The organism is Myxococcus sp. CA023 (genome assembly GCF_010998615.1).
Lineage (GTDB): Bacteria > Myxococcota > Myxococcia > Myxococcales > Myxococcaceae > Myxococcus.
The window spans coordinates 1-2,720 of the sequence record NZ_JAAEAH010000165.1; the positions used below are offsets into that span (position 1 = coordinate 1).

The window sequence follows — 2,720 nt, forward strand, 5'->3', positions numbered from 1 at the left end:
CCCCCGAAGCCCCCCGAGCCGGCGCCCCGGACTCCGAAGAAGCGGCGCCCATCGGAGGAAACGGAGGCCGAGTCGCCACACCCTGCCGCGACGCCAACCCAGGCGGCTGCGTCCCTCCACCCGCCCCCTGCGGAGCCACCGGCATGGCCGAGGCCACAGCAACTCCTGGCGCGGGAACACCACCCTCGAAGTCCTCGGGCACAGCCGCCACGTCCTCGACGACCTCGCCCTCCTCCAGCACCTCCCCTTCCTCCAGGAGGTCAATCTCCTCCGCGGGCTCCGGCTCCAGCGCGAACGGAGGCGGCGCGACGGCACGCGGCGTCTCCGTCGGCGTGAGTCGCGGCGGCGAGGCAGGCCGCGCCCCCCCACCCGCTGGCGTCAGCGTCGGAGGCACGGGCACCTCGGGCGTCCCCCCCCGCATCCCGCCGTCCTCCCCGAAATCAATCATCGCCACCGGAGGCGCGGACGGCGGCAGCGGGTCCAACGGATGCGAGCTCCCCGACACAGCCGGCGCCCACCGGACCGAGCCGGAATCCTCGGTCTCCGTGTCCGAGTCATCGCCGCTCAAGTACTGCCCGGGCGCGAGCCCACCGAACATCCCTTCCGCCTCGGGCTCCGCTCTCACGGGCGCGGGAGGCGGAGGCGTCATGCTCAGCGCGGCGGGCATCGAAGGGAGCGCCACCGCCGCGGTCCGCGTCGGACGCTTCGTCGAGGTCATCTGGATGAAACGCGTCTCGCGCTTGATGCCGTAGCGAAGCTCCTGGAACTGGAACAGCCGCAGCTCCGGCGTGACGTACGGAACGATGCGCAGACCGGTGATGAACCCCAGCGCATCCGCGTGCTCGATTTCCAGCGGGCTGGCCATGGCCACCTTGAGCCGCCGGCCTTCCTGCGCCAGTGGGAAGGCCTGGTGCTTCTCCGCCATCGCCGCGGGGAGCAGTTGCAGCACCGCGTCCGGTGCCGCATCGAAGTCCGCTTCCTGCGCCACCGGGTAGCGGCACATCTCCCCCAGCACCATGGCCAGGGTGTCGATGTCGAGGATGTCCAGCTCGACAAGGTTGGAGCCCAACCTTCCGCCGTAGATGAGCTGGGCCCGGAGGGCTTCGTCGAGCTGCGCCTGCGTGATGAGGCCCTTGCGGACCAGGATCGCTCCGAGCATTTCGGCCATGTCCGGCCGATTCTAGACGCCTTCTCAGCGACTGAGACGCCCCTCCCACCGCATGGCCGCGGCATGCCAGCCAGGCCGCACGACCGGCGCCACAGGCACCTGCTCCGAGTGAAACCAAGGCCCTGGCACAAACCCCACGCCGCAACGGACAATCAGCACTCACCGTGAAATTAAAAATCTCCAATCAAACTGCCCAGCCATGGAACCTGTGGCAATCACACGGAATTATCAGTTTCTCAGGCTATAACTGTGAGTGCGGTCAAACCCGCAAGAGCTTCACTCCCAGGAGAGTCGATGAAACGCATCCCACTCGCATGTCTTGTCACCGCGCTGGTCACGGGGGCGCCGGCGGCGCTGGCCTCCGATGAGGTCTGCCAGCAGGAAGAAGTTTCCTCTTCGTCCCAGCGGCTCACGAAGGTGGGCGAGGACGTCTTCCGTCGCTTCGAGACGACCCACCCCTACGCCACCACGCAGATTCGCGCCTCCAACGGCCCCATCCACACGGACGTCATCACCCACGCTGGCGCGGCGTACATCGCGCCCCACTTCGAGCGGCTCGATCTGGAGGATGGCGACTTCGTCTTGGTGCGCTCGCCGGACAACTCCCGGTCGTGGCGCTACGACAACTCGCACCCGGGTGCGCGCAGTGGCTTCTGGGCCATCCACATTGCCGGTGAGACGGCCATCATCGAGCTGCACAGCCACGACAGCGTCAACCGCCGCGGCATCCTCAACAAGCACGGCTACTCCATCGACCGGTACGCCCGGGGCTACACCAACGAGGAGATGGGCCTGTCGAATGACAAGGCGCTGTGCGGGCCGGACGACACGCAGTGGGCGCCCTGCTACGCCTCCAGCGACCCCACCATCTACGGCCGCGCGCGTCCAGTGGCGCGCCTGCTCATCAACGGCTCCGGTGCGTGCACGGGCTGGCTCGTGGGCAGCCAGGGCCACCTGATGACCAACCAGCACTGCGTCGGCACGGCGAGCGAAGCGCAGAACACCCAATACGAGTTCATGGCGGAAGGCGCGAGCTGTTCGACGAGCTGCGCGAGCTGGTTCGGTTGCCCGGGCAACGTCATCCCGGGCGGCACGCTGGTGAAGGTGGACGCGCCGCGTGACTACGCGCTCATCCAGTTGTCCCAGAACCCGGTGAACACCTACGGCTACCTCCAGCTGCGCTCCTCCGGCGCCGTGGTGAACGAGCGCATCTACCTGCCACAGCACCCGGCTGGCCACGGCAAGAAGATCGCCGTGCGCTCCACGGATGCCCGGGACGAGTCCGGCTTCGCGGAGATCTACAGCCGCAACGAGGCCTCCTGCCAATCCGGTGGCCCCAACGACATCGGATACTACGCGGACACGCAGGGCGGCTCCTCCGGCTCACCCGTCATCGGCCATTCGGACAACCTGGTGGTGGCCCTGCACCACTGCGCCAACTGCCCCAACCGCGGCGTGCCCATCGAAGCGGTCATCAGCCACCTGGGCACCAGCCTGCCCCAGTGCGCGCTGCCCGCCACCGACTGCCCCAACCCCGGCGGCAACGGTGAGC

1 protein-coding gene and 1 pseudogene are annotated in these 2,720 nt (G+C 68.3%); one reads left to right on the forward strand and one right to left on the reverse strand.

Annotated features, from left to right (window positions below; all coding sequences use genetic code 11):
• Positions 1-1,168, reverse strand: a pseudogene (locus F8M74_RS37015) (hypothetical protein); the annotation flags it as partial.
• Between the two features lie 294 nt (positions 1,169-1,462).
• Here F8M74_RS37015 and F8M74_RS37020 point away from each other — a divergent pair.
• Positions 1,463-2,720: serine protease (locus F8M74_RS37020; protein ID WP_141259151.1), on the forward strand; the 1,258-nt coding region annotated here is incomplete at its 3' end.